23 protein-coding genes are annotated in these 25,240 nt (G+C 51.4%); 13 read left to right on the top strand and 10 right to left on the bottom strand.

Translation table 11 applies throughout. The features are described 5' to 3' along the window. Nucleotides 1-197: 197 nt before the first annotated feature. Nucleotides 198-2,684, bottom strand: a complete 2,487-nt coding sequence (locus OO017_RS02525) for a DUF5686 and carboxypeptidase-like regulatory domain-containing protein (protein ID WP_266050858.1) — start codon at nt 2,682-2,684, stop codon at nt 198-200. Between the two features lie 297 nt (nt 2,685-2,981). Here OO017_RS02525 and OO017_RS02520 point away from each other — a divergent pair, with 297 nt between their 5' ends. Both OO017_RS02520 and OO017_RS02515 read left to right on the top strand, forming a co-directional pair. Further along, nucleotides 2,982-4,574, top strand: a complete 1,593-nt coding sequence (locus tag OO017_RS02520) for a hypothetical protein (RefSeq protein ID WP_266050857.1) — start codon at nt 2,982-2,984, stop codon at nt 4,572-4,574. A 61-nt stretch (nt 4,575-4,635) separates the two neighbouring features. Then, nucleotides 4,636-6,261 (top strand): hypothetical protein, encoded by a 1,626-nt coding sequence (locus OO017_RS02515; protein WP_266050856.1) that lies wholly within the window; start codon nt 4,636-4,638, stop codon nt 6,259-6,261. A 136-nt stretch (nt 6,262-6,397) separates the two neighbouring features. Here the strand turns inward: OO017_RS02515 and OO017_RS02510 are convergent, their stop codons facing one another. The 4 genes from OO017_RS02510 to OO017_RS02495 all read right to left on the bottom strand — a co-directional run bounded on the left by OO017_RS02510 (nt 6,398) and on the right by OO017_RS02495 (nt 10,738). Further along, on the bottom strand, nt 6,398-7,150 hold the full coding sequence (locus tag OO017_RS02510; protein ID WP_266050855.1) for an SDR family NAD(P)-dependent oxidoreductase: 753 nt from the start codon (nt 7,148-7,150) through the stop codon (nt 6,398-6,400). Between the two features lie 2 nt (nt 7,151-7,152). Beyond that, the gene (porT, locus tag OO017_RS02505) at nt 7,153-7,920 is read right to left on the bottom strand and encodes a type IX secretion/gliding motility protein PorT/SprT (RefSeq protein WP_266050854.1); all 768 of its coding nucleotides are present in this window, start codon (nt 7,918-7,920) and stop codon (nt 7,153-7,155) included. Beyond that, nucleotides 7,869-8,591 carry a bifunctional demethylmenaquinone methyltransferase/2-methoxy-6-polyprenyl-1,4-benzoquinol methylase UbiE gene (ubiE, locus tag OO017_RS02500; protein WP_266050853.1) on the bottom strand — a complete coding sequence of 241 codons (723 nt, stop codon included), beginning with the start codon at nt 8,589-8,591 and terminating at the stop codon, nt 7,869-7,871. Before ubiE ends, porT begins: the two co-directional genes overlap by 52 nt. A 155-nt stretch (nt 8,592-8,746) precedes the next feature. Next, nucleotides 8,747-10,738, bottom strand: coding sequence for an OmpA family protein (locus OO017_RS02495; protein WP_266050852.1), 1,992 nt, complete (start codon nt 10,736-10,738; stop codon nt 8,747-8,749). Nucleotides 10,739-11,313: 575 nt separating this feature from the next. Between OO017_RS02495 and yihA the strand changes: the two genes are divergently transcribed. The 4 genes from yihA to OO017_RS02475 all read left to right on the top strand — a co-directional run bounded on the left by yihA (nt 11,314) and on the right by OO017_RS02475 (nt 13,403). Next, the gene (yihA, locus tag OO017_RS02490) at nt 11,314-11,922 is read left to right on the top strand and encodes a ribosome biogenesis GTP-binding protein YihA/YsxC (protein WP_266050851.1); all 609 of its coding nucleotides are present in this window, start codon (nt 11,314-11,316) and stop codon (nt 11,920-11,922) included. Nucleotides 11,923-12,000: 78 nt separating this feature from the next. Beyond that, on the top strand, nt 12,001-12,408 hold the full coding sequence (locus tag OO017_RS02485) for an energy transducer TonB (protein WP_266050850.1): 408 nt from the start codon (nt 12,001-12,003) through the stop codon (nt 12,406-12,408). 21 nt (nt 12,409-12,429) lie between these two features. After that, nucleotides 12,430-12,951 (top strand): DUF5606 family protein, encoded by a 522-nt coding sequence (locus OO017_RS02480; RefSeq protein WP_266050849.1) that lies wholly within the window; start codon nt 12,430-12,432, stop codon nt 12,949-12,951. 143 nt (nt 12,952-13,094) lie between these two features. Then, a complete protein-coding gene (locus OO017_RS02475; protein ID WP_266050848.1) occupies nt 13,095-13,403 on the top strand; it encodes a hypothetical protein in 309 nt (102 codons plus the stop codon). A 92-nt stretch (nt 13,404-13,495) separates the two neighbouring features. Here OO017_RS02475 and fbp read toward each other — a convergent pair whose 3' ends face one another. Next, on the bottom strand, nt 13,496-14,503 hold the full coding sequence (gene fbp, locus OO017_RS02470; protein ID WP_266050847.1) for a class 1 fructose-bisphosphatase: 1,008 nt from the start codon (nt 14,501-14,503) through the stop codon (nt 13,496-13,498). A gap of 84 nt (nt 14,504-14,587) precedes the next feature. On the opposite strand from fbp, the gene OO017_RS02465 reads away from it, so the two are divergent. From OO017_RS02465 to OO017_RS02450, 4 genes are all read left to right on the top strand, one after another. After that, nucleotides 14,588-15,862, top strand: coding sequence for an aspartate kinase (locus tag OO017_RS02465; RefSeq protein WP_266050846.1), 1,275 nt, complete (start codon nt 14,588-14,590; stop codon nt 15,860-15,862). A 77-nt stretch (nt 15,863-15,939) separates the two neighbouring features. Continuing rightward, on the top strand, nt 15,940-16,713 hold the full coding sequence (locus OO017_RS02460; protein WP_266050845.1) for an enoyl-CoA hydratase-related protein: 774 nt from the start codon (nt 15,940-15,942) through the stop codon (nt 16,711-16,713). A 446-nt stretch (nt 16,714-17,159) separates the two neighbouring features. Continuing rightward, nucleotides 17,160-17,624, top strand: a complete 465-nt coding sequence (locus OO017_RS02455; protein ID WP_266050844.1) for a Fur family transcriptional regulator — start codon at nt 17,160-17,162, stop codon at nt 17,622-17,624. A gap of 32 nt (nt 17,625-17,656) precedes the next feature. After that, nucleotides 17,657-18,286: a peroxiredoxin gene (locus OO017_RS02450; protein WP_266050843.1), complete on the top strand. Its 630-nt coding sequence runs from the start codon at nt 17,657-17,659 to the stop codon at nt 18,284-18,286. A gap of 632 nt (nt 18,287-18,918) precedes the next feature. On the opposite strand, the gene OO017_RS02445 is transcribed toward OO017_RS02450, so the two are convergent. The 3 genes from OO017_RS02445 to OO017_RS02435 form a co-directional block, all read right to left on the bottom strand. Continuing rightward, complete coding sequence (locus OO017_RS02445; RefSeq protein WP_266050842.1) at nt 18,919-19,545, bottom strand: class I SAM-dependent methyltransferase; 627 nt, start codon at nt 19,543-19,545, stop codon at nt 18,919-18,921. Further along, on the bottom strand, nt 19,542-20,024 hold the full coding sequence (locus OO017_RS02440; protein ID WP_266050841.1) for a GNAT family N-acetyltransferase: 483 nt from the start codon (nt 20,022-20,024) through the stop codon (nt 19,542-19,544). Before OO017_RS02440 ends, OO017_RS02445 begins: the two co-directional genes overlap by 4 nt. Before the next feature lie 120 nt (nt 20,025-20,144). Further along, nucleotides 20,145-20,672 (bottom strand): YcxB family protein, encoded by a 528-nt coding sequence (locus OO017_RS02435; RefSeq protein ID WP_266050840.1) that lies wholly within the window; start codon nt 20,670-20,672, stop codon nt 20,145-20,147. 217 nt (nt 20,673-20,889) lie between these two features. On the opposite strand from OO017_RS02435, the gene OO017_RS02430 reads away from it, so the two are divergent. The 3 genes from OO017_RS02430 to OO017_RS02420 all read left to right on the top strand — a co-directional run bounded on the left by OO017_RS02430 (nt 20,890) and on the right by OO017_RS02420 (nt 24,482). Further along, entirely contained in the window at nt 20,890-22,131 is a 1,242-nt protein-coding gene (locus OO017_RS02430) for a 3-deoxy-D-manno-octulosonic acid transferase (protein ID WP_266050839.1), read from the top strand. A 5-nt stretch (nt 22,132-22,136) separates the two neighbouring features. Further along, entirely contained in the window at nt 22,137-23,060 is a 924-nt protein-coding gene (gene rsgA / locus OO017_RS02425) for a ribosome small subunit-dependent GTPase A (protein ID WP_266050838.1), read from the top strand. Between the two features lie 720 nt (nt 23,061-23,780). After that, nucleotides 23,781-24,482 (top strand): SDR family oxidoreductase, encoded by a 702-nt coding sequence (locus tag OO017_RS02420; protein ID WP_266050837.1) that lies wholly within the window; start codon nt 23,781-23,783, stop codon nt 24,480-24,482. A gap of 71 nt (nt 24,483-24,553) precedes the next feature. Here the strand turns inward: OO017_RS02420 and OO017_RS02415 are convergent, their stop codons facing one another. Continuing rightward, nucleotides 24,554-25,213, bottom strand: a complete 660-nt coding sequence (locus OO017_RS02415; RefSeq protein WP_266050836.1) for a fasciclin domain-containing protein — start codon at nt 25,211-25,213, stop codon at nt 24,554-24,556. Between the last annotated feature and the right edge of the window lie 27 nt (nt 25,214-25,240).

The raw sequence follows: 25,240 nt of genomic DNA, 5'->3' as shown, positions 1-25,240 counted from the left end.
TTCAACTGGCGATCCTATACAAAGCGGCTCATGCCAGTTGAAAACTGGCCTCAAGCAAAGCTCCAAGTTGGAAACTTGAAGCAGGTAAAATAATATGTCCAGCTTCTAGCTCCCAACCAGGAGCGGCAACAAAAAGCGCCGGAGCTGCAGGTATAAACCTGCGGCTCCGGCGCTTTTATAATTCAACGTTATACTTCCTACAGCTTAAACTGCACCGAGAACTTCAGGCCGAACTTTCTGGCTCCCTCATCCAGGTGCGTCAGGCGATGGAAAGCATCTACACGGAGAATCTTAAAGATGTTCTCGATGCCATAACCCAGCTCCACATAAGGAGTATTCCCTAAGCCTTTAAATGATTCCTGCACATTACCGGCAGGTGTCAGCGCAGGCATCAGATCAAGGTTGCTTTGGCTGAGGCTGCCGTACAAGATGTTTGCCGAGCCCAGTACACGCCATTTCAGTTTTTTGATGAGCGGCAGGCGGTTCAACAGCAATCCCTCAAAGTACTGCTCGTAGTGCAGTGAGGCGTAGGTGTCGCTGGCGAACTCGAAGTAGTCCATCAGGTTATAGGTGGCGTCGTAGTAGAAAGGGGTCTCGTTGCCGGTGTGCACCTCCAGTAGCGGGTAGGGCACCGGCGAGAAGATCTTGCCGGCCTCCAACCTGTAGAGTGCATTGCCAAGGCGGCCCATCACGAACTCCTGCTCCAGCCCCAGGTCCACGCGCTGGTAATCCACTGTAGAGCCGAGGGCGTTGTTCAGGCCCAAGGTATACTTCAGGCTGAGTATAGGCCGACTGCCGCTGCCGAGGCTGATGCGCTCATTGTCGTTCTCCACATACACCTCATCTTTGGCATAGCGCGTCAGGAAGCTCACCTCTGTGGAGGTAAAGCTGCTGGCTGTTTCATCCGGGTTCTCAGGACCGTTCTTGTAATAGGCAAAATCATACTGCGGGTTAAAGTGCCGCTTGCGCATGCTGATGCGCTCGGTTACGCCGCGCAGCACATCGCGCTGTAGGTATAAGCTTGTTTCGCGCACCAGCACAGGCCGGCGCAGTTCCCCGAACCGTGAGAAGCCCAGGAAAAACGGGCTCGCCTCCAGCTTATCCGACATCAGGCCTACCTGCTCCAGATCCTCTGAATGCGTAAAGCCAAACTCACTCCAGCGCTTGCGGCTCAGGATGTAGCGCCCGCCCACGCTATACTTGTACTTGTCGTCTTCGGTGCCGTAGGCTGCATAGCCGCGCAGTTCCAATTTGTTGCTGAAATTGATGTTGGTTTTGCCGCCCAACTGAAAGCGGTGCCCCTCCACATCATTATAGGCAAAAGTATAAGGCCATGGTCCCCAGCTTACCTTTCCGAAGCTCTTATAGCCGGTACCCAGCACCGTGGCTATGTTCGTAAAACGCTTTATTTTCGGTGTTTCGCGGAGGGCGTTGATGGTGGCGTACACCTGCTGGTCGGCCAGGCTGAGGGTATCGTGGCGCCGCTCCTCCCAAAAAGTTTCCGCCTGCTTTCCGGCCCCTGCCAGTAGCTCCACCGGCTTATCAAAGAAATCGGTATCTTTTGGCTGGTTCACCACCACATTCCTGTAAGAAGTATACACCTTTGCCAGAATACCTGGGCGTTTTGGCGTAAGGCCCACGATCTTTATCTTCACCTCTATACCTGAGGGCATCCAGGCCTTCTCCCCCACCTGCTGCAGTTCCTGCTTCAGGGCGATACGCTCTACGAAGTTGATGTTGGCCGATTTGCTCACCGTCGCATCCAGCTTGCGTAGCGCGTAGCCATCCGCCGTGATCCACATGCGGCCGTTAAAGGCCAGGTCCTGCGGGCGTTTCTGCTTAAAGCTCAGCTCATAGCACCAGTCATCGCCAATAAAGGTGCTATCCTCCAACTCATAAGTATAATAGCCTTTCCAGCCGTCGGCAATAGGGCTGATGAAGTTTTTCTGCAGCACGCTCACCCAGTTCTGGTAAAAGTTATAATCCTGATAGTTGCTGCCGATCACCTGCGATACCAGCGTGCCGTCCTGCAGGCCGATACCTGTTACCTTGGTCGCTTTTATGGTTTCCTTGCTGCGCTTCGGGTCGCGGGTATAATGGTAGTCAGAGAGCGACTCCGAGATAAAGAACGGCAACAACTTTTTACCGTCTTCTCCGGCAAGGTACATTTGGGAATCTACCAATGAGGTAATGGCCTTGCCCACCACGCCTTTGCCTTTCTGCTGCCCCACGTTGTCCACATCGAACTGCATCTTGGTATAGGCCTCGTACTGGTAAGCCGTAAGCTTGCGCTTGTCGTTTGTGTTTTTATTGTCCATAACGCGCCGCATAATAGGCCAGGCAGGGTTCTCGCCGGGGCGAATCACAACCTCCTGCAGCTGCTGCGCATTGGTGCTTAGTTTAAAGTCCAGGGTCTGCACCGCTACCCCTTTCTGTACTGGCAGCGTCAGCGGTAGGTAGCCCACAAAGGCAGCCGTCAGGGAGTCGGGGGTGGTGGTCAGGCGAATGTTATACTTCCCTTCCACATCAGTGGAGGTTCCGATAGCTGTATTCTTAACATAGATGCCAACGAAAGGAAGGGCCTCGCCCGTTGCGGCATCCGTTACCTGCCCCGAAATACGGGTTTGCGCGTGGCTAGCCAGCGTGGCAAGTATAAACAGGGATAATACAATATATCTTTGCAAAGCTATATTTTTAGAAGCGTGCAAAGGTAGAAGGATTTCTCTTATTTATCACAATATTTGTTTAGACAACAGTCAATAAAAATGCGCCTCATACCTTTGGTTTCCTGCGCATAAGGGCACTGCTGTTTCTTTGACCATAGTTCCTGTAGCATTAGGCTATTCCTCTATAGTACAGCCAACCCTAATCTGCCCTTTACTTGCTCTCCCTTTCCCTTGCCTAATATTTAAGGGTGGTTCACCTGAAAACATTATACCTGAATTACGTTAAATATGCTTATTAACCGGATTCACATCTGTATGAAGCTATATTGCAGGCAGGTTATACTTGCCCTTCTTATCATTACTTCAGCTGGCTGTGCCAGAAAAAACTTCTACTCCGACACACCCGTGGTAGACGCTGAAGTATACCGGCAACTGAAAACTGCCCCCCAGTCCGTGGACAGCGTTACCATAAAAGCGGGTGCGCATTATAAGCGCGGTTTCCTGCACCGCTTGCTCTGGGGACGGCACCACCGGCCGATCTGGCTGGCGCCCGTAACCGTTCCGGTCTTTGAGATGGACACCACTTGGGGCGGTTTGGAGATAGAGAAGATCGGGGGTGGTTTCCAGACCACCAGCTTCACCCTGGTTGGCCCCGACGATTTCACCTATGCCCTCCGCTCCCTGGATAAGGAGCCCTCTGAAGTGCTGCCCAAAGTATGGCGCAAAACTTTTGTGGCCAACATTCTCCGCGACCAGATCTCAGCGGCAAACCCTTACGGTGCGCTTATACTTCCGCCTATGGCAGAAGCCGCAGGCATTCCGCACGCCACGCCGCGGCTGGTGTATGTGCGCCCTAATGATGCTGACTTCGGGGAATACGAGGAGGTGGCCAGCGACAAAGTATACATGCTGGAGGAAAAGTATAACGACAAGCGCACCGTGGAGGACATGCCCGGGAACGCCTCCGACATTATTGGAAGCCTGGATGTGCTGAACAAGCGGTATGAAGAAGATGACCATTTTATAGACCAACTGGCCTTTGCCCAGGCCCGCCTCTTCGACCTGCTGATAAACGACTGGGACCGCCATGAGGGGCAATGGGAGTGGGCAGAATACAAGCGCCATGGCAACCAGTATTATCGCCCCATCCCCAAAGACCGCGACAATGCTTTCTACCGTTTTCAGGATGGCCTCATCCCCTGGATCTTCAGCCGCAACTGGGCCATCCGTAAGTTTGAGTCTTTTGACGAGGACTTTAACGATGTGTATGCCCTTACCATTAACTCTGAGTTTATCGATAGCCGCGCCCTCTCACAGGTTACACGGCAGCAGTTCGACTCACTGGCTGTAGAGTTGCAGCAAAGTATAACAGATGAGGTAATTGAACGCGCAGTGCGGCAGTTTCCGGAGGAGGTGTACAAGTTGGAGGGCGAAACCACCAAACGCAAGCTTATCAGCCGCCGCAACCAATTGCGCAAGGCTGCCGAAGAGTTTTATAGTATACTGGCAGAGGAAGTACTTGTGGCCGGCACCGACGAAAAAGACAAGTTTGAGGTAAAACGCCTGAACGATGAGGAGACGGAGGTTACCGTGCGCCGCGAGTCAGATGATAAGATAACGTACCACCGCATTTTTAAACGCGACGAAACAAAGCTGATCACGCTGCACGGGCTAGCCGAGGAGGATGAGTTTGAAGTGAGCGGCGAAGTTAAGAAGGGCATCAGAATAAAGATAGTGGGAGGCCGTGGCGAGGATGAGATAAAAGACACCTCTAAAGTGAATGGCTGGGGAAAGAAAACCTGGGTATACGACACAACGCGCGGTACGGAACTGGAAGGCAGCTCAGAAACCAAAGACAAGCGCACCAGCGACGTGCGTGTTCATGCTTTCGACCGGGAAGGATTTTAGCCAAAGCCACTATACTATACTTTCACAACCCGTAATGGTTCTAGTACCCAAAAGCACCTACATGACACACCCTAGCACACTATATATTTTCCTGTTGATACTGGCAAGCAGCCTGGCATCCTGCAGTGAGCGCTTTACCCACAGCGTACACCAGGTTCGGCAGCCTGACCACATCCCATCCCAAGTACCCGATTATGCTGACAGCACCGTTACCCTGGCAGCCGGAGAGCACTATGGTCGCAGCCGCCTGCATACTTTTTTCTACGGAAAGCACTACCGCCCTGCCTGGACCACCCCGGTAGAGGTTCCGGTTCTGGACATCGGCACCGCCTATGGCGGGCTAAAACCACTACAGATGGGCGGCAGCCGCCAGACCATCAACATGCGCATGGAGGATAGTACCGGCACCGAGTATGTTATCCGCTCCCTGGACAAAGAGCCTGCCAGCGCCCTGCCACAAAAACTTCAGAAAAGTTACCTGGCCGACTTAATTCGCGATGCCACCTCAGCCACTAACCCTTATGCACCGCTGGCGCTGCCCCACATGGCCAAAGCCATCGGCATACATTACCTGGAGCCCGAACTGGTATACGTGCCCCACGACCCGCGCCTGGGTGAGTTTATGGATAAGATGGGGGGCACCGTCGCTCTGATGGAGCGCCGCCCTACGGATAATCAATCCGATTACAGCCCTATGGGTAATTCCGAGCAGGTGAAGAGCTCCCGCTCCGCCATTACAGAACGCCTCACCGACAACGACTCATACTTTGACGCCCGGCTGTTCCTGCGTTCTCGCCTGTTTGATATGCTGCTCGGCGACTGGAGCCGCCACGAAGATAACTGGCGCTGGGCCGAGACAGAGTATGACGAGAATGCGTACGTATACGAGGCCATCCCCCGCGACCGCGACAACATCTTTTACAAGATGGATGATGGCCCTGTGCCCTGGCTGCTGCAGCGCTTCGGGGTAAAACCGAACTTCCAGAGCTTTAAGAAAAGTATAAACGCCAGCCGACTGGAAAAACTGAACCGCAGTGGCCGCGACCTGGACGAGCTTATACTTGTGCAGTTGGAGTGGCAGGACTGGCAGGAAATTGCCGACAGCGTGCAGCATGCCCTGACGGATGAGGTGATTGAGCAAGCCTTCAGTGCCCTTCCCGATACTATCGCCGCCCTCACAGCTGAATCAATCATTAGCAAACTTAAATCCCGACGCGATGCCCTGCCGCAAATGGCCCGCAACTACTATACTACGCTGGCCAGACAGGTGCAGGTGGTAGGCTCCGATAAGCACGAGCATTTTGAGGTCGAAGTAATGCAGAACGGAAATGTGCTGGTGCAGGTGTACAAAACGCTGAAGGACGGTGAAATACAGAAGCTGATCTACGAGCGGGTCTTTCTCCCTTCCGAAACCCGCCTGCTGGAGCTTTACGGCCTAAGCGGCGACGATGAGTTTATCTTTAAAAGTGATAGTGCGCCAAAGCTGAAGATAAAGGTATGGGGCGGAGCCGGCGAGGACAAGTATGAAACCAACAGCCCTAAAATCGCACCCCGCCTCCACATCTACGACTCCAGGTACCGCAATACAGTGGAGGTACCCAACAAAACCAAAATCCACCTCAACAATGACCAAAGGGCTCAGACCTTTAATGCAGAAGGCTGGCTGTTGCGGTATTATCTGGACTAGATAAATTGGTGAGGTGCGCTCTGCTTACCCTTAAATCCCTCGCTTCAATATCATATTAGAAAGTACAAATCCCCGCCCCTTGAAGCTTACACTTCACAGGGCGGGGATTTGTACTTTCTTCTTGGGTTTAGGGCTATTACTGCTCTTTCACCACAATGGTAGCCGAAGCCTGCGCTGTGGGCAATACCAGCACTTCGGCCAGATTTACGTGGGCAGGGCGTGTCACGATAAAGGCTATCAGTTCGGCGATATCCTGGGCCTGCAACGGCTCATAACCTTGGTAAACAGTGGCAGCACGTTCCGTATCCCCCTTGAATCGCACTTCGGAAAACTCCGTTTCCACTAGGCCCGGATTCACCTCGGATACTTTAATGCCCTGTTGCACCAGATCCATGCGCATGGCCTTGGAGAGGGCATCTACAGCGTGCTTGGAGGCGCAGTAAACGTTTCCGTTAGGGTAGGCTTCTTTACCGGCTATGGAGCCGATGTTTACGATATGCCCTTTACCGCGCTCCAGCATCAACGGCAGAACGGCTTTGGTTACATACAGCAGGCCCTTCACGTTGATGTCAATCATGGCGTCCCAATCATCCACCGATCCATCTTGTATGGGTGCCAGGCCATGGGCGTTACCGGCGTTGTTCACCAGCACATCCACCTTACGCCAGGCATCAGGCAGCGCTGCCACTGCCTCCACTACCGCCACCTTGTCGCGCACGTCAAAAACCAGCGGGTATACGTTGTCTTCGCCTAATTTCTCTTGTAATTCCTGCAGGCGCTCCCGGCGGCGGCCAGTGGCTATAATGAGGTATCCTTTGTGGGCTAGCTCTAAGGCAGTGGCAAGGCCAATGCCAGAGGTGGCACCGGTAACAAAAGCAATCTTGGTCATCTTTATTCGAAGAACAGTATGAGTGAAACGTTGTGGTGGGTCAGCTTCTGGATATAGTCACTATAGGTACTACCTGCTACAGGCTTGTGCTGGTTTAGCAGGCCATGCGAGAAGCGCAACTCAGGGGCAAACTTAAAGTATGGGTAGAAAATATCAATGCCGATGCCATACTCCAGCGCCAGGTCAAAGATCTCTACCTCCAGCATATTTTCATTTTTCGCCCCATTATTGGCCTTGCCCAGGTCTATACTAGGCTTTATACCAGCCACCATATAAGGTCTGTAGTTAGAGCGGCGCTTGGATTTATACTTTAACAGCACTGGCATCTCAACCATTGTGTTGCTGATGGTCTCAAACATCACCTCAGCCGTCTCTACAGTAGGGAGGGCAACATTCTTGAACTCAATGGTGCGGCCATAAAAGCCAACACCGGGCACAAAGCGGGCATCCAGGTATTCGGCCAGACGCACGTTCAGCACCAGGCCTGTGTAAAAACCAAGATCGTTTTTAGCGTTTACCGCATCTTCACCGCCCGATGCTACGCGATCCGCATATACCTGGGAGTGCGTGATGTTATACTTGGTGAGCGGCAAGGCGAGGTAAAAACCGTAATGCACGGGTTTATCGTCATAGCCTTGCTTGTTCAGGCCTTTTACTTTTTGCTGTGCCTCTGCCGTGCCGCCAAGCAGCAGGAGAAGTATAAACAGGCTGCCAAGGGCTACTTTTTGCCTGTGTAGATGGAGCTTATGCCAAATGTGAGTGAATGCCATTTCGTGCTTCTGAATCCGACTTTATGGTATATGTTAAGGAAACTCTGCCCGTCCGGGAACGCCTGCACTGATTCCGGCAGGTACGTATAGGCAGCATTGTCCTTAGAAACGAGTTTACCTACCACTGGTAGTATATTCTTGAAATAAAATTGATAAAGCTGCTTCATCGGGAAGCTGCGCGGCTTGGAGAACTCCAGCACCACAGCCATGCCCCCTGGCTTCAGCACACGGTACATCTCTGACAGGCCTTTCTCCAGGTTCTCAAAGTTACGCACACCAAAGGCCACTGTAATCGCGTCAAACGTGTTGTCGGCAAAGGGCAGGTTCTCCGAGTCGCCGTACTGCAGCTCTATCTTGTTGGTGAGGCTGCGTTTGGCCAGCTTTTCCCGCCCTACAGCTAACATACCCTCCGAGATGTCAACCCCCGTAATTTTATCCGGGTTCAGGCGCAGCGTCTCAATGGCAAAGTCAGCGGTGCCGGTGGCAATATCCAGTACTTGTTTCGGTTTTTCGGGAGCCAGCAGGCTAACGGCCTTTTTTCTCCAGATGATGTCAATGCCAGCACTCAAAAAGTGGTTCAGGAAATCGTACTTGCCGGCAATGTTGTTAAACATTGTGGCCACCTGCGACTTCTTGTTCTCGTTCTGGTCTTTGTATGGTACTACCGCCATGGGTTGGGATAAAATGATTGTAACAGGGCAAAAATACTCTACCTAAAACTATAATCCGCAGATTATGTTCCAAAATATAAAAAAAGCAGGCCGGACATGTGCCCGGCCTGCTTCTGGAGTATAGTTCTTTTGGCGCTCAGGCCATACTTTCTGTTTTACTGAACTTCTTCGCCTTGCTGGATCTCGTCGCGCTGCAGCACTCTGAAGATCGTTCTGCGGTTCAGCTGCATGTTGTCAGCAGAAGTGTTTGGCACAGCTGGTCTGCTCTCGCCATAGCTTACAGTAACCATGCGCTTAGCAGAGATGCCTTTGCCCACCAGGTAATCGAAGGCGGCGTCCGCACGGTTCTGGCCCAGTGTCATGTTGTAAGAGTCGCTGGCGCGAGAGTCAGTGTGGCCTTCAATGCTGATGTTTAGGTTAGGGTTAGCCTTCATGATCTCAGCAATTCTGTCCAGCTCCTCCATAGACTCAGGGCGCAGGTCATACTTGTCTGTAGCGAAGTAGATGTTCTCCATCTTGAACTCTCCGGTAGCTGCATCCGGTGCACGGCGTGCAATGCGGGCAGCAGTAGAGTCTTCCAGCGTTACAAAGAAATCTTTTCTGATGGTGGTAGTGTCGTCCAGTACCACTGGCACTTCGAACTCCTGCGTCTCCAGCACTTCACCGTCAAGCGACAGCTGTACCTGGTAGTTACGTCCTGAAAGTACGTTTACGCTATAGGTAGCGGAATCTGGCTTGCTCACATCACGGTAAGAGATTGGGCGGTTATCCGCCTGTACACCATTAAAGGTAAGCTCAACGCCTGGCAGTGTCAGGGTGCTATCGCCCTGTACCAGTACACGGCCTTTTACATCTGCGTTCTTGATGTAGTTGATAGTGTAAATATCCTTCTCGCCGTAGCCACCAATGCGATAAGACGACAGGTAAGCATAGCTTCCGTCCGGAGCTAAACGGTAGTACGTGTCATCATCAGGCGTGTTGATCGGAGAGCCCAGGTTTTCCGGACGGCCCCAACGGCGCGCCACAGAGTCATACTTGGCAGCAAATATATCGTATCCGCCCATGCTGTTGTGGCCACGTGATGCGAAGTACAGCGTACCGTCAGCTGACAGGTATGGGCTGTCTTCGTCGAAACGGGAATTGATGGTTCTGCCAAGGCTCTTAGGGTTGCCCCAGGTGCCGTTGTTGTTACGCTGCACCATGTAGATGTCCAGGTCGCCGTTCTCAGAGTAGTGGCTGGTAGAGAAGAACATGGTTGTTCCGTCTTTCGTGATGTAAGCGTCTGACTCAAAGTCGCGGGTGTTTACCTTATCGCTGATGCTCTTAGGGGCGCCCCAGCTTCCATCAGCCTGGCGCTCAGAAAACATGATGTCGCCGTTGTTGGTTGATTGGTAGAGCAGCAGTTTCGTGTCGTTGTCGAATAACTGGATAGAGGCATCGTGGCCGGCGCTGTTCAGGGCACCCGGTACAATACGCGGCTTCTCCCAGGAGTCCTCCCCGGTACGGGTTGTCTCAAAAATATCCTCGTAGTACTCACCGTCCTCAGCGGCCTTCCCGCCTGTGGCTTCCTCAGAGCGGGAAGTGAACAGCAGGTAGTTGTAGTCAGAAGAGATAACCGGGCTATGCTCCGAGAAGGCAGTGTTCACATCGCCACCCAGGTTCTTCACGAACACGTCTTTCGGGTTGGCAACCTCACGCTTCGCGTTCTTGGCATACTGGATCAGCTGTGCCACTTCCTCCTTACGCTCAACGTTACGCTCTTTGATTGTTTTCTGATAGTTCTGGAAGTGATCAATAGCGCTATCGAAGCGGTAGTTGATATGGTCGGCACGTCCCAGCCAGTACTCCATTTCTCTGTCCAGGTTTGGCTTCAGCTCATAGGCACGGTACAGGTAATCCGCCGACTTCTCCTTATCGAAGGTCAGGTAGCTGATACCTGCGAAATACAGCGCTTTGGCGTTGTTCGGATCAGCCGTAAGCACCTGGTCATAATAAGGCAGGGCAGCACGGTAATTCTCTTTTTTAAAGAACTTGTTGGCAGTTCGCATTTGTTTCCTGGTGCTTTGCGCCGATGCAGAGGCTGCCAGAAGGCATACCAGGGCAAGCAGCAGAGAAACCCGCGAGAACGATTTGGCTAAATTATTCATGTGATAAAGGGTTTGTTATACTTTCCTAAATGTTTGTGGTGATTGTAAAAATTTCGGAAAACCATGCAGCCCACACGGACGGGCACAGCAGTTCCTGCATCTATACGAGATATATAAATTTTAGTATATGTAAAATTCACATCTCCCCCATAAAACTTTTGACCTGTGTACGTTAGGTCAGCCGAAAAGAGTAAGCGGGCTTTTCGGTGTGCCTGCCAGCAAAGGAGGCTTAGGTATAAAGTTACTCACACGAAATTGAATCGACAGCAAATATATACAATATATTATATTAACAAACGATATTTATCCACAAATCAGACAACTTTTAGCCTGACAGGTGCTATATAAGTATGAGTCAGGGAGGTGCAGCGGTGTTTAAAACTTTATAAAATGTTCTGCCTGTTTCTGCGTTACTCAAACGTACGGCCGCAGCATACGCCGGCGGTGGAGAATTAATTTGTTACCTTTGGGGTTTATACTTATGCCCTCTTCCAAAAAGAGAGGCGCCAACAGGTACTTTCCCGCTCCCTGTACACAGCGGAATTAATTTTACCACAACCACAAAAAGCTATAGCATGGTTATCAAGGAAGCCAAATTCTTAATGAGTAACACCAAGGTGGAGGCTTGCCCAGCCCCCGATAAGCCGGAGTATGCTTTTATAGGCCGCTCAAACGTTGGCAAGTCGTCGCTCATTAACATGCTTACCGAGCAGAAGAAGCTAGCCAAAACTTCGGCGCAGCCAGGCAAAACGCAGCTAATCAACCATTTTCTTATTAATAACGAGTGGTACCTGGTGGACCTTCCGGGCTACGGTTACGCCAAGGTGAGCAAAAGCTCCCGCGATGAGTGGCGCCGCATGATCAATTTCTACCTGCAGAAACGGGAGAACCTGACATGCGTGTTTGTGCTCATAGACAGCCGCCACGAGCCTATGGCACAGGACCTGGACTTTATAAACCACCTCGGAACTATGGGTGTGCCGTTTGTGATGGTGTTCACGAAGCTCGACAAGCAGTCGGCTACCAAGACAGACTCAACCATAGCCGCGTGGCAGCGTAAACTGCGTGAAACATGGGACGAGCTACCCCAGATGTTCCGCACATCCGCCGAAAAGCAGGTTGGCCGCGACGAGATCCTCAACTTTATAGAAGAGGTGAACGCGCAGATGCAAAACCAAAGCTGAGCAAAACGGACAATGGTTAACATTTAACTTGTGTGGCAGCTGTAACCGTGATGTAGAAAATTTTAAATGTTTACCCTTATGAGAACCAAAATTTCATTTTTGTTTATTTTATTTGCCTTTCTGGCAGTAACGGCAAACGCCCAGAGCGGCGGCAAAGCAACCGCGCAGGCATCGGCAGAAGACAATACCTGGGTGCCTGACAAGGCCATACCTGTGGCCGACTTCTACGAAGGTGGCCAGGAAGCCATGTATAAGGCTATTTATAAGGAGTTGCAGTACCCGATGCTGGCCAAACGCAACCGTGTGCAGGGCGACTGCATCATCAGCTTCACCGTGAACCCTGACGGGTCTACGACCAACTTTAAGGTGTTGCGCAATGCAGGTGCAGGCACCGGCGAGGAAGCCTTACGTGTGGCCAAGCTGCTTAAGTTTAAGGCGCCGGGCTTTGGCGTGGATGCCAGCATCCCGATCGTATTTAAATTATAAAACAAAACAGACATATTACCTATGCCTATTGATTTAAGACAAGTTGCAGCAGTTTCTGGCCAGAGCGGCCTTTACCGTGTAGTAAAGCCTACGCGCACCGGTGTGATTTTAGAGAGCCTGGAGGAGAACCCAAAGACGATGGTAGCGCAGGCGCGCCACCGCATGTCGCTGCTCGACGAGATTTCCATTTATACTACTGATGGGGAGGGCACCGTGCCGCTGGCAGAAGTATTTGACCGTGTAAACGAGAAGTACGGCGATAAACTGCCGCTTAGCGATAAGCCGGGTAACGAGGACTACAAAGAGTTTATGGCCAGCGTGCTGCCAAACTACGATGATGACCGTGTGTATGTGTCAGACATGAAAAAGCTGGCCACCTGGTACACCATCGTTAAAAAGTATGTTGGCTTTACAGCGCCAGCCAAGTCTGAATCAGAGGCAGAAGAAAAACCTAAGGCTGAAAAGAAGGCTCCTGCTGAGAAAAAAGCAGCTTCAGAAAAGAAAGCCCCGGCCGAGAAAAAGGCTACCAAGAAAAAAGAATAACAGAAAGGCCCTCTCACACAGAGGGCCTTTTTCGTATACAGCAATTCCATACTTTTGCAGAAGTATACCTGCAGGCAAGCTTCACCACAAACGGCCATCCCCTGCAGCAAACCGAGTCTGAGTTTTTAAGTTACCTTTGCCGCATGCCATACTCTCCTGCCATACTTACGGGTACCATCAATCACCTGCAGCGCATTTTTGAGGTAGACAACCTGCCTTCTTCCAACCTGGAGGCGCTGGAGTTTAAGATTGCACATATCGTACAGCAGCTCCTCCGCAACGATTTCAGCCGTCTGCTGCACATCCTCTACCGCATTGATGTGGACGAGCAAAAGGTGAAACAAGCCATGGTAGATGCTGACGAGGAGATTATTGCAACCCGCATTGCCCGCCTTATACTTAAGCGAGAGATACAGAAAGCCGAGATACGGCTGCGGTACAGCGGCCGCTAAAAGCTCCTGCAACAAAAAAGGCAGAAAGCTTTTACGCCTTCTGCCTTTGTGATGCTGTTGTTAGATTACTAATTCCAGATGTTTGGGTTGGGTTAGTTTACTTCTACTTCTGCCTTCAGGAACTCCTCTGCCTTGTCTACCATCTCCGGGGAGCCGATAAACAGCGGGCAGCGTTGGTGCAGCTCTGTTGGCACCAGTTCCATAATACGCTCAGAGCCGTTCGTAGCCTTTCCGCCTGCCTGCTCCACAATAAACGCCAGCGCATTGCACTCGTACATAAGGCGCAGCTTGCCTTTTGGCGCCTTGGAGGTGGATGGGTAAATGTAGATGCCACCCTTCAGCAGGTTACGGTGGAAATCTCCAACCAGCGAGCCAATGTAGCGGGCCGAGTACTCGTTATCCTTGCAATAGGTAACATACTGCTTCACGCCTTCAGGAAAGAAGTTGTAAGTACCCTCGTTAATAGAGTAGATCTTACCTGATTTTGGGGTGCAGATGTTAGGGTGCGAAAGGAAGAACTCGCCCAGTGTAGGGTCGTAGGTAAAGCCGTTTACGCCGTTGCCTGTGGTGTACACCAGCATGGTAGACGAGCCATAGATGATATAGCCCGCGCCTACCTGGTTTATACCTGGCTGCAGGCAGTCGTCCATGGTGCCATCGCAGCCTTGCTCAGAAGTGCGCCGGTAGATCGAGAAGATGGTACCGATAGACACGTTCACGTCGATGTTGGAAGAACCGTCCAGCGGGTCGATGGCAACGATGTACTTGCCCTTGGTGTTGCCCGTTTGGATCGCATCATCTTCCTCTTCCGAAATGATGGTGCATACTTCGCCGCCGTTGCGCAAGGCACGTATAAAGCGGATGTTTGCGATCACGTCCAGCTTCTGCTGGTCCTCGCCCTGCACGTTTTGCTGGCCATAGGCGCCGGTAACATCCAGCAGGCCTGCACGGTTAATTTCGCGGTTAACGATTTTAGCCGCCAGGGCAATGTCGCGAAGCAATTGAGACAGCTCCCCCGTTGCGTACGGGAAGTCCTCTTGCTTTCTCATGATAAACCTGTCCAGCGTTGTGCCTACAGGCAGTCCGAGTTTGTCATTCATAATGATGATTTTAACCTATAGCTTATAATTTACAAAAATATCATTTTTAGGCTATATTCCGAATAAGGCCTAAATTTACCGTATATGAGTACAGAAAGGATTAAAGTATACAAGTTTGGCGGCGCCTCCGTTAAAAGCGCCGGATCGTTTCGAAACCTGGCCCACATCATAAAAACGCAGGGCGGCGAGCGTCAGCTGCTGGTGGTGGTGTCAGCCATGGGTAAAACCACCAATGCCCTGGAGGCACTGCTTCATCTGGCTTACCAGCAGCAGGACTTTGCTGCCGAATTTGAACAACTGAAAGATTACCACCTGCAGGTGCTGCACGAGCTGTTTGCAGAACAGGAGCACCGTGCCTTTGAGCGGCTGGAGCAACTATTTGATTTACTGCATATTCAGCTGAGGGGAATCACCCCAAACGACAATTACGATAAGGTATACGATCAAACCGTCAGTTTTGGCGAACTTTTTTCGTCTGCCATACTGCATTATTTTCTGGAGGATCAGGATTTAGCTAATACCCTGATAGATAGCCGGAAGTATATACAAACCGACAGTAACTGGCGCGAGGGCAAAGTAGACTGGGCCTGGACCGAGCGCTTGATCCGCCGCGACGTGCCTGCTTTGCTGCAGCAGGGGCTGGTGGTGACACAGGGTTTCCTGGGGGGTACCAACATCGGCCTGACCACCACACTGGGCCGCGAGGGCTCCGACTTCAGCGCCGCCATTTTTGCCTACTGCCTCGGCGCCACGGGCATGTACATCTGGAAAGACGTAGAAGGGCTGCTCAACGCCGACCCGAAGCATTTTTCAGACACGGTGCGCTACCCGGAGATATCGTACCAGGAAACAATAGAGATGGCCTACTATGGGGCCTCGGTTATCCACCCCAAGACCATAAAACCACTGGCCACCAAGAAGATACCGCTTTATGTAAAGTCGTTCCTGAACCCAGAAGGCGAGGGCACCAGGATCTGCGACTGCCGCTTTGAGGTGATCGCGCCGGCTTATATCATAAAAGAAAACCAGTGCCTAGTTTCGTTTGGGGTGAAGGATTTCACGTTTATCTCGGAGAAGAACCTGGGCACCATCTTCAACGCGCTTTCGGAACTGCGGATAAAGATCAACCTGATGCAGAACTCGGCCATCTCCTTCTCCATCTGCACCGACTACAACCCAGAGCGCCTGCACCGCCTCATCCAGACGCTGCAAGACCAGTTTGTGATCCACTACAACACCGATCTGCGGCTCTACACCATCAAGAACTACGACACCGCAAGTATAAACCGCACGATGGAGGGCAAGGAGGTGTTGCTGGAGCAGCGAACACGTACCACTTTCCAGATCGTGAGCCGGTAGTTTATACTTTGGCTGCCTTTTTTATACTTGCCTGAAAAGCTAACTTTAAACATCATCAACAGAAACCTAACAATACTATGGAATTTATACTTGTAACACCCCTAGCGCAGCCGCACGTGGCACTTATCCAACTGAACAGACCGAAAGAGCTGAATGCCCTGAACCTGCAGCTAATGGGCGAGCTGCGCGATGCGCTGAAGGAGCTGGACGAGAACGACGATGTACGCGCCATCATCATCACGGGTAATGAGCGCGCCTTTGCCGCCGGTGCCGACATTAAGCAAATGGCTGGCAAAACCGCTATCGACATGCTTAACATCGACCAGTTCTCTACCTGGGACCAGATCCGCAAGACCAAAAAGCCAATCATTGCTGCTGTATCCGGCTTTGCCTTGGGTGGCGGCTGCGAGCTGGCCATGACCTGCGACATGATTGTAGCCTCAGAGACAGCGCAGTTTGGTCAGCCGGAGATTAAGATCGGGGTGATGCCGGGGGCCGGCGGTACGCAGCGCCTCACCAAAGCCATCGGAAAAGCCAAAGCCATGGAAATGGTGCTGACCGGTAAGTTTATGAGCGCCGATGAGGCCGAGAAGCATGGACTGGTAAACCGCGTGGTGCCGGTTGAGTTATACTTAGAGGAAGCCTTCAAACTAGCTATGAACGTAGCGCAGATGTCGCCGGTGGCGGCTAAGCTGGCCAAAGAGGCTGTAAACCGCTCTTTCGAAACCAACCTGGATGAAGGCTTATACTTTGAGCGCAAGAACTTCTACCTCTGCTTCGCCTCCGAAGACCAAACCGAGGGCATGAACGCTTTTGTGGAGAAGCGCAAGCCGGAGTTTAAGGGGAGGTAAGTAGTTAGAGGATTCGGAAGTTTAATACACCGGGTCCAACCACCCCTGCCCCTCCTTGTCTAAGGAGGGGAGCTTTTCTTACTATTTCGGCTGCCATCACACTTCATTAAGCCTTTCCTCACCGCAACTTTTTCTTTTTTGTCATCCTGAAAAGATCTTGATGGAATAGAATTGTAGCAAAAGCTAAAGAGCATTTTAAATGGGTGAAGTAGTTACAGAGCTCCCCTCCTTAGACAAGGAGGGGTAGGGGTGGTTGGATTACCTCCATTATAAAATCAACGGCAATTATAATTGCAAAGCGCCATCTTAAATAACTAATAGTCAAATAGATTCACCCTAAAAGTTCCCCTACTCGCTCACAACTTTTATCACTTCGCTTTTAACTTTCTAATCTTCCTCCTACATTTGCAGGAACTTTTCCTAGTTAAGAAACATTCTTATCTGGTATGCAACAAAACCTGACACGAGATGACCTGCGACAGCGCCTGACGGAGGGTGGCCTAAAAGCCACGCACCAGCGTATTGTCGTGTTCGAGTCGGTGATGGAGTTGCATGGGCACCACCCTACAGCCGAGGATGTGTACCAGCGCCTGAAACCGGCTAACCCAAGTATATCCTTGGGCACTGTGTACAAAACCCTGGACACCTTTGTAGAGACAGGTTTGATAAAGCGTGCACTCTCGGAAGGCGGCAAGCGCTACGATGCCAACACCCACACGCACAACCACATCTTCTGCAGCAAAACCAAAGAGATCGTGGATTTTGAGGATGCCGAGCTGGAGCAGCTTTTAAAGGAGTTTTTCAGCAAAAGAAAGCTTGATAACTTCGAGATAAAAGGCGTTTCGGTGCAGCTGACGGGAAGTAAGGTGGAGCCCGATAAACAAATAAGCATTACACGAGTTTCAAAATAGATTTTTCAAAAACCCTAAAAACAGAATAACACATGGCAGTATTAGTAGGTAAAAAAGCACCTTCTTTTAAAGCAACAGCCGTAGAGAACGGAGAATTTGTAGAAAACTTCTCATTAGAGCAGTATTTAGGTAAGAAGCACGTACTTTTCTACTTCTATCCAATGGACTTTACTTTTGTATGTCCGACTGAGATCATCGCCTTCCAGGACAGAATGGAAGAGTTTGAGCGCAAAGGTGTAGCCGTAGTAGGTTGCTCTACTGACACACACTTCTCTCACTTCGCATGGCTGAACACTCCGCGCGAGCAGGGTGGCATCGAGGGTGTAAACTACCCACTTGTAGCTGATGCAGCTAAGACAATCGCACAGAACTACGACGTGCTGGCTGGTCACTATGACTACAACGAAGAAGGCGAAGTTACTTTCGTAGGCGAACCGGTTGCATACCGCGGCCTGTTCCTGATCGACAAAGAAGGTGTGGTTCGTCACCAGGTTGTAAACGACCTTCCGCTTGGCCGCTCTATCGACGAGGCCCTACGTATGGTAGACGCGCTGCAGTATTTCGAGCAGAAAGGCGAAGTTTGCCCAGCCAACTGGTCTGAAGGCAAAGAGGCGATGCAGGCTACGAAAGAAGGTGTATCTAACTACCTTGCAAAGCACTAAGCTTTAAATCAGCTTTATAAAAACAAAAAGCCCCGGCAGAAGTCGGGGCTTTTTGTTTTTATACTTGTGCCGATGATTTGTTTACTTATTTCCTATTGCTGGCGCGGGTTTGTAACCCGTGTCCTTTTTATAGTATCGAGTTTGTAACGCGATTGGGCAGCAGGGCCATACTTTGTACTTATGTTTTACTTGCAGGCCGGTGCTTTACACTTGGGCTATTCTTTCTGCTGCTAATCCTCAGTCTTACGAGCGGCTCGTTTCATCGCATACTTTGGCTCCCTCCAGCCCGGGAGGGCTCGTCTTCCCGCATCGCGCTGGGAGCTTTCCCTGCCCTCGTGCCTCGGGCTGCCTTCGCTCCCACTCGGCACTAGAAAAACTCCAAAGGCGCTCTTTATACGAGGGCCCCTACCCCCACGGAAAGACTGGGATCAAGTTCGATAGCTACCGCTGACGGAGCATGATCCTAGTCCCCCTTTTGAAGGGGTAGGGGGATGAAATCGTTCCCCGAAAATCGTCTTCTCCTATTATTAGAAGCGGCACAGAAAGAGGTAAAGTCACCTTTGAAGCCGCGCAGATCCCAGACTTGATTCGGGAGGAGCAGGGGGATGATGCATCCCCGTTTACAATTTCTCTTATACCTTCTGCAAAAGTATAGTCAGGATGCGCGGTATACTTGTCCGGTCGTTTTCGTCGAAGTACTCGTTCAGGTCTGTTACTTTCAGGCGATGCTGTTTCGCTGTCTGCACGAATTCGGAAACATGATGGGTGTAGCACTCCACCTCCTGTCTCCCTTCTTCCGTATCGAAGCAGGCTTTGGTGCCGGCGTACTGTTTAAAAGGATGCAGCTCCCCAATGTAAACATGCCCACCCGACTTGAGTGCTTTGGCCGCCTCCTTAAAAATATGATCTAGGTCGGCGATGTGCTCCAGCACCAGGCTGAAGCACACCAGGTCGTAGGGCTGCTTTACAAATCTCCAGGCCTGCGTGGTATCGGCAAGTATAAACTCAGCCTTGTTAGAGCTTACCTTCTTCCTGGCCCGCTCCAGCATCTCCTCCGACAGGTCTACGGCGGTTACGTGCAGCGCCTTACGCACCAGCCACTCCGTATTTTTGCCCGTGCCGCAGCCGATCTCCAGACCAGCCTCGAAGTCTATATTTGCCAGCGTGCTGCGCAGGGCCACGGCCTCCAGGTCGCGGGTGCGGTTCTTGTTGGTGTCGTACTGCAGGGCCCAGCTGTTGTAGGCTTGTTTTGTATTCATAGTTCTTTTATCATCCAGATGGTGCAGGCGTAATGGCCGGAGTTGCCGAGCGCATGCGGCAAAGGCTCAAACCCTGCTTTCTCATACATAGATACGGCTCTGGCCAGTTCCGGGAACGACTCCAGGTACAACTGCTTATACCCAAGCTGTCGGGCCGCTTCTATGCTTTGCTGCATCAGTTGGTTTCCAACGCCTTTTCCTCTTGCCTCGGCAGTGAGGTAAAACTTCACCAGCTCGGCGCATCCCTCCGGCAAACCTTCGGTTGGGTATACGCCGCAGCCGCCTACTATCACGCTATCCTCTTCGGCAACAAAGTATGCGCTGGCCGGGTTTTGGAACAGCTGGTACAAAGCATCGGTGGTCGGGTCGGTATACACCGTGCCCGGCTTGTCGATCTTGAATTCCCGGAATACCTGGCGGATCAGCGTGGCCAGGGGCTGGTTATCTGTTGGTTGGATGGGGTGGATGGTGAGCGGCATGGGTTGTTTGGGGTAACGTATTAAAATTAGCAGAGGCTCCTTAAAGAGCAGGATGTAGTCCCCAGAAGAGGAAGAAATTAAATGGTGACTTAGCCTGTGTGGCCCAATTTGCAGCCTATGCTATTTTTTGTTGTAGGTAAGTGTTCTTTTTTCTAAAAGCCTTTTAAATTCCTCAAAATTCTGTCTGTCTTCAAAGGCTCTTTCAGGTATAATAAGTGCGTCTTGTTCGCCCAAATAAAGTAGGAAATACTCTTTTGCGCTCCCTATTTTTCTGAAGGAACTATATGGATATTCAGTCTTTGAGTTTTCTGTATTATAAATAACAGAATCCTCACTTAGCTCAATCTCTCTATCTCCAACAGTCCCGGGATTCTCTGTTACAAATCTTTGGATTGCTTTTTTTCTATTCTTTCTTTTCTTAAATCCAAGGAAGTACAAAATGGCACCTACGAAGAGAAAAATCACCCAATTCCCCCAATCTAAAATCTCCTCATATACAGGCCTTTTGAAGGTTGAAACCATGTATATCAGAAAAATTCCTAAGAGTATCCAAATTAAGTTTTTCTGAATGAAAGATGTGTTTTTATTGTAGTTATACTCATTAAAAGCTACAATATCCTCCTGTCCAAGTACGTATTGTATTTTCATTTTTATAATAATTAACCAACTGGTGGCTAAACGCATTAACTTATATTAACCCCACCAAATATAGCAGATAATGGTAACTCAGCAAGTAATCAAAGCCTCCCCTCCCACAAAGTATACCTCCCTTACCAACTATCCCTCCGCAAAGCACTATATTTGCAGCAGAACCAGACCTCACAGCGTCTTGAAGACCTGTGAGTGTCTCAACCAAGTGTAAATTTTGAAGCTACTCTACGATATCGGGCTGAAGGCTTACCGCACGGCCATTGCACTGGCTGCTCCTTTTAACCAGAAGGCGAAGCTGATGCGGCAGGGGCGTGAGCGGCAGTTCGAAAAGCTGCAGGAGGCCCTGCAACCGAACCAGGCGCCGCTGGTTTGGTTCCACTGCGCCTCGCTGGGCGAGTTTGAGCAGGGGCGGCCGGTGATGGAAGCATTCAGAGAAGCTTTCCCCAAGTATAAAATCCTGCTCACCTTCTTCTCCCCCTCCGGCTACGATGTGCGCAAAAACTATGCGGGGGCCGATTATATCTTCTACCTGCCGCTAGACAGTGCCAGCAACGCCAAACGTTTCCTGGACATCACTAAGCCAGAGTTGGCCGTGTTCGTGAAGTATGAATTCTGGCATTATTACCTGCAGGAGCTGCAGCGCAGAAGTATACCAGTGCTTTCGGTTTCGGCCATTTTCCGGCAGGAGCAGGTGTTTTTTAAGCCCTACGGCGATTTTTATCGCGACATCCTTCGCCGCTTCACGCACATCTATACCCAGAACAAAAGCTCGCTGGAGCTGCTGCAAGGTATAAACATCGGCAACGCCAGCATCGCCGGCGACACGCGTTTTGATCGGGTGCTGCAGACGGCGGCAAGTATAAAAACCATCCCGTTAGTAGAGTCTTTTACCGCTGGTAAAGAGGTGTTTATGGTGGGCAGCAGCTGGCCCGTCGACATCGAGGTGCTGCTGCCACTGATCCGAAAGTATAGCCCAAGTATAAAATTCATCATCGCGCCGCACGAGGTGAACGAGGCAAGTATAAACGCGGTAATGCAAAGTCTGGGCGAGGGGGCCGTGCGCTTCTCCAAAACCACAGAGGCGGATGCAGCAAAGTATAAAGTGCTCGTGATTGACAACATTGGCATGCTCTCCTCGCTCTACAGCTACGGCACCTACGCTTACATTGGCGGAGCCTTTGGCAAGGGGCTGCACAATACCCTGGAGGCCGCTGTGTTCGGGTTGCCGCTGTTCTTCGGGCCAACGTATGGCAAGTTTCAGGAGGCGAAGGACCTGGTGGCGCTGGGCTGCGCCTTCCCGGTGCAGAACGCGGAGGAGCTGCTGCAGGCTTTCGGGCGGGTACACACAACTCCGGGGCTGCGCCAAAGTATAACAAACAAGGAAAAAGAATACGTACAAGAGCAAGCTGGAGCCACGGCCAAAATCATGGCCGACGTGCAGCAGCTGCTGAAATAAACCGGATGAAAGGAGTAGTAGTAAAATCGACGGGATCGTGGTATTTGGTGCGCGACGCGGAAGGAAAGTTGCACCGGGCACGCCTGCGCGGCAAGTTCAAGATAAAGGGCCTGAAGGTAAGCAACCCGCTGGCCGTGGGCGACCGCGTGGAATTTGACATCGAAGACACGGAAGAAGAAACCGCCGTAATCCACAAGATAGAGGACCGCGAGAACTACATCATCCGCCAGAGCACCCACAAAAGCGCCCACTCCCACATCATCGCCGCCAACGTAGACCTGGCCCTGCTGATCGTGACGCTGGTATCGCCGCGTACCTCCTTCGGTTTCATGGATCGCTTCCTGGTAACAGCCGAGGCCTACGACATACCGGCCATGCTCATCTTCAACAAAACCGACCTGTATGATGAGGATGTGATGGAGTACCAGCGCCAGATCAGCCACATGTATGAAAAAATCGGTTACCCGAGCCTGGCTGTGTCAGCACATAAAAATGAAGGTATAGACGAGATAAAGGCGCTGCTGCACGACAAAACCACGCTCCTCTCCGGCCACTCGGGTGTGGGCAAATCCTCGCTCATCAACCTCATCGTACCCGACCTGGAACTGAAAACCTCTGAAATCTCCGACTTCTCCGACAAGGGCGTGCACACCACCACCTTCGCCGAGATGTTCGAGATCGACCCCGAGACTTTTGTCATCGATACGCCTGGTATTAAAGAGCTGGGTATTGTAGATATTCCGCCGGCAGAGTTGAGTCACTTTTTCCCGGAGATGCGCGAGCGCCTGAACCAGTGCCGCTTCAACAACTGCACCCACTTTAACGAGCCGGGCTGCGCCGTGATAGAAGCTGTGCGCCACAACGAGATTTCCCTGACCCGCTACGAAAGCTACCTGAGTATGCTGCACGGGCAGGACAATAGGAAATAGGTAGAAGGTTTGGGAGTTTGAGAGTTTAGGAGTTAGAAAGTTATACTTGTAGAGGCGCAATATTTTGCGCCTTTTACTTTTGCTACAGATCTATAGCGTAAGCGTCCGCTTGTGCCTGTAATGGTCTACCGGGTCCAACCACCCCTGCCCCTCCTTGGCTAAGGAGGGGAATTTCACCCCACCCCGGCCCTCCCCTAAAAACAGGAGAGGGAGTTCAGCAGACGATTACATCCCCCTGCCCCCTTCGAAGGGGGACTTGGTTGAAGCTCCGTTAGCGGTGGCTATCGAACTGATCCCAGTCTTTCCGTTGAGCGCCTTTGGAGTTTTTCCGGTGCCGAGCGACAGCGAGGCATTGCGACGCAGGAGCAAAGGAAAAGGTCCCAGCGCGATGCGGTTATCGAGGGCCCCTACCCCCCAGACAAGTCCTCCCGGGCTGAGGGAGCCAAAGTATGAAATGAAACAAGCCGCTTGTAAGACTGAGGGTCTGCAGTAGACAGAAAGGATAGCTTGCGTCCAACTAAGGAGAGCAGCGGCTAAAGTATAGCTGAAGTATAAATATGGCTCTTAGAGCCAGTTGAGTTACAAACTCAACATCATTATAAGACACAAGTATAAATACTTGCGCCAGAAGACCCCACTAACCAACCACAGCACCACTAACCAAACCCCACCCGCTCCGTTACAGGAATCTATACTTCTGAAACTCAAATAACTCATACTATGAAACTTGAAAACGCGAATATCCTGATAACGGGCGGCACTTTAGGAATCGGCCATTCCACAGCAAAACTACTGATTGAAAAAGGAGCCAACGTGGCTATTACGGGCCGCGATGAGAAGCGCACCCACAAAGCCGCCCGCGATATAGGGGCTATGCCCATCACCGCCGATGTAGCCAACCCGGATGATGTGAAGCGCACCTTCAAAACGTTTATGAACGAGTACGGCAAGCTGGATGCACTGATCAACAACGCGGGTATCGGGGTTTCGAAACCGGTTGAGGAACTCACGGTAGAGGACTTCCAGCGGATATACAGCGTGAATGTGTTTGGTGCGGCCATGATGGCGGGCCGGGCTGCGGAGATCTTCAAGAAACAGAACTTTGGCAACATCATCAACATCGGCTCCACGGCAGCGCTGAAGGGCTATGAAGGCGGCTCAGTGTACGCTTCCTCCAAGGCGGCGCTCCGCAGCATGACGCAGAGCTGGCAAACCGAGTTACGTAAGTATAACGTGCGCGTGATGCTGGTCAACCCAAGCGAGGTGACCACTGCCTTTGGTCAGCCGGACCGCCAGGAGCGCGAAGATCAGCCGAACAAGTTACGCAGCGAGGAAATTGCCTGGGCCATCAAGAGCGCCCTGCAGATGGATAACCGTGGTTTTATACCTGAGTTAAGTGTGTGGGCCACTAACCCCTTCTAGCCAGTTCTCCAACATACAAAAAGGCAGGCACTGTAACAGCGCCTGCCTTTTCTGTTATAGGTTGCGGATACTTATTTCTCCGTTACCAGCACCTTCTCTATAATATGGATTACACCGTTTTGGCTCGCAGCGTCGGCCTGTACTACCTTCGCGCCGTTTACCATTACATCGTTTCCTTTTTTGGTTACAGTCAGCTGTACGCCCCCCAGGGTTTTCAGCATGGCGCCATCTGTTAGCTCTGCAGCGGCCAGTTTTCCGGCTACCACGTGGTTATTCAGAATCTCCGTCAGGCGTTTTTTATTCTTGTCCTGCATCAGGTCTTCCAGCACACCTTCCGGCAAGGCTTCAAATGCCTCGTTCTGCGGCGCAAACAAAGTATAAGGGCCGGTGGCGTTCAGGGCATCTACCAATCCCGCCTGGCGCAGGGCACCAGACAGCACACTCAGGTCGTTGTTAGAGAACACGTTCTCCACTATCTTTTGGGTTGGCATCATCTCACTGCCTCCTATGCGGGAATCTGTCATGGTGGCATCTACACCCTCACCCCCCATTTCGCCTTCGCCGGCCTGTTTGCCAGGGGTGTTTGGGTTCGTCATTCCTGCAGCATCCTCTGCACCAGGGTTAGGTCTTGTTTCCTCCTGCATCTCGTTTGCAGCGTTCTCATCGCCGGTGCCGCAGCTTACCAATGCAGCGCTGCAGCAAATCGCCAGCGTGTATGCTATTTTTCTCATTGCTTTCATAGCCTTCATGTATACTTG

This window comes from Pontibacter anaerobius, assembly GCF_026241195.1.
GTDB classification, from domain to species: Bacteria; Bacteroidota; Bacteroidia; order Cytophagales; family Hymenobacteraceae; genus Pontibacter; species Pontibacter anaerobius.
This window is presented reverse-complemented; position numbering and strand designations above follow the sequence as displayed.

Coding starts and splice junctions, on each gene's coding strand:
- OO017_RS02520 (WP_266050857.1), top strand. CDS start 2,982: ATGAAGCTATATTGCAGGCAGGTTATACTTGCCCTTCTTATCATTACT.
- OO017_RS02515 (WP_266050856.1), top strand. CDS start 4,636: ATGACACACCCTAGCACACTATATATTTTCCTGTTGATACTGGCAAGC.
- OO017_RS02510 (WP_266050855.1), bottom strand. CDS start 7,150: ATGACCAAGATTGCTTTTGTTACCGGTGCCACCTCTGGCATTGGCCTT.
- porT (WP_266050854.1), bottom strand. CDS start 7,920: ATGGCATTCACTCACATTTGGCATAAGCTCCATCTACACAGGCAAAAA.
- ubiE (WP_266050853.1), bottom strand. CDS start 8,591: ATGGCGGTAGTACCATACAAAGACCAGAACGAGAACAAGAAGTCGCAG.
- OO017_RS02495 (WP_266050852.1), bottom strand. CDS start 10,738: ATGAATAATTTAGCCAAATCGTTCTCGCGGGTTTCTCTGCTGCTTGCC.
- yihA (WP_266050851.1), top strand. CDS start 11,314: ATGGTTATCAAGGAAGCCAAATTCTTAATGAGTAACACCAAGGTGGAG.
- OO017_RS02485 (WP_266050850.1), top strand. CDS start 12,001: ATGAGAACCAAAATTTCATTTTTGTTTATTTTATTTGCCTTTCTGGCA.
- OO017_RS02480 (WP_266050849.1), top strand. CDS start 12,430: ATGCCTATTGATTTAAGACAAGTTGCAGCAGTTTCTGGCCAGAGCGGC.
- OO017_RS02475 (WP_266050848.1), top strand. CDS start 13,095: ATGCCATACTCTCCTGCCATACTTACGGGTACCATCAATCACCTGCAG.
- fbp (WP_266050847.1), bottom strand. CDS start 14,503: ATGAATGACAAACTCGGACTGCCTGTAGGCACAACGCTGGACAGGTTT.
- OO017_RS02465 (WP_266050846.1), top strand. CDS start 14,588: ATGAGTACAGAAAGGATTAAAGTATACAAGTTTGGCGGCGCCTCCGTT.
- OO017_RS02460 (WP_266050845.1), top strand. CDS start 15,940: ATGGAATTTATACTTGTAACACCCCTAGCGCAGCCGCACGTGGCACTT.
- OO017_RS02455 (WP_266050844.1), top strand. CDS start 17,160: ATGCAACAAAACCTGACACGAGATGACCTGCGACAGCGCCTGACGGAG.
- OO017_RS02450 (WP_266050843.1), top strand. CDS start 17,657: ATGGCAGTATTAGTAGGTAAAAAAGCACCTTCTTTTAAAGCAACAGCC.
- OO017_RS02445 (WP_266050842.1), bottom strand. CDS start 19,545: ATGAATACAAAACAAGCCTACAACAGCTGGGCCCTGCAGTACGACACC.
- OO017_RS02440 (WP_266050841.1), bottom strand. CDS start 20,024: ATGCCGCTCACCATCCACCCCATCCAACCAACAGATAACCAGCCCCTG.
- OO017_RS02435 (WP_266050840.1), bottom strand. CDS start 20,672: ATGAAAATACAATACGTACTTGGACAGGAGGATATTGTAGCTTTTAAT.
- rsgA (WP_266050838.1), top strand. CDS start 22,137: ATGAAAGGAGTAGTAGTAAAATCGACGGGATCGTGGTATTTGGTGCGC.
- OO017_RS02420 (WP_266050837.1), top strand. CDS start 23,781: ATGAAACTTGAAAACGCGAATATCCTGATAACGGGCGGCACTTTAGGA.
- OO017_RS02415 (WP_266050836.1), bottom strand. CDS start 25,213: ATGAGAAAAATAGCATACACGCTGGCGATTTGCTGCAGCGCTGCATTG.